We start from the raw sequence: 1,006 nt of genomic DNA on the forward strand, positions 1-1,006 counted from the left end.
ATCATCGCTTCAACTAAACGTTCTTTAACGTCTTTGCGCTCTGCTTCTGTGAAGCCAAGATCGATCATGCGTTTTTCTAGTGAGCCTTTAGACAACACATCATGAATCACAGGCGTTGAGTGCATGCCCATCATCATGCCGGTTTCGTTGCCTTTGAATGTCCACTCAGGCAGACGACCTTTGCGCACGTTGCCTTTGTCATCCACCCATTCTTCTTCGGCGTAAGACAACATAGACAGCACCACGTCGGCTAGGCGGTCAGGCTCAAGAATCGAAGACAGCGGTTGAACTGCGCGGTAGGTATCCCACAACGAGAAAGTGTCGTAGCGCGTGAAGTCTGCTTTGCCATCTTTGTTAGCATCGGCTGTGCGGATCGACTCTTTCAGCGTATCGATCTTGTCGCCCCAAGGTGTGTTGCCATCTGGGTAAGCGTTGCGACCTTGGTGAACTTGGCGGTAGCGACCATCTAAGTCAGAGTGAATAGTTTGACCTAGGTACGAGTGGTACATCGCGGTGTAGAACGTCTGTTTGTAATCTTCGTCGCCAGAGACTTGGATCTTGCCGAGTTCGTCTTCCCATTTCTTCGTTGCCGCTTCGCGTACTTGGTCGAAGTTCATGCCAGCAACTTCTGTCATGTTAAGAGAAGCACCTGATTTGCCGTTCTCGCCGATCTCAACGTTTGATAGCGCCAATTTCGCTTCAACCGTTAAGCCGTCTTTTGATGTGTCGAACTCAACGTAAGCGCGCGCGTATTGGTACTTGCCGCGTGTCTCGTTACCGATTTCCGTAATGCCTTCTGGCACGTCCATGTAACGACCTTGCTCTTTATCATAGTAAGCAAAGCGAACGTTTTTGATTGGTTGGTCGAATTCCATCACGAAGAATTCTTTTTGGCTTGGTGCCCAGCCATCTGAGAAACGGTGACCTTCTAGACGGTTATTGTCTTTGTCCCATTTCAAGTAAGAATCTGATGTGTAGTCCCAGTTAATTTTGAAGCCAGTGTTAA

At 48.7% G+C, this 1,006-nt stretch carries 1 protein-coding gene; it reads right to left on the reverse strand.

The features are described from left to right. Positions 1-1,006 (reverse strand): glycoside hydrolase domain-containing protein (locus R7O12_RS27180; protein WP_318127161.1); only part of this gene is annotated, 1,006 nt, incomplete at both ends.

This window comes from Vibrio sp. Vb1574 (genome assembly GCF_033338675.1).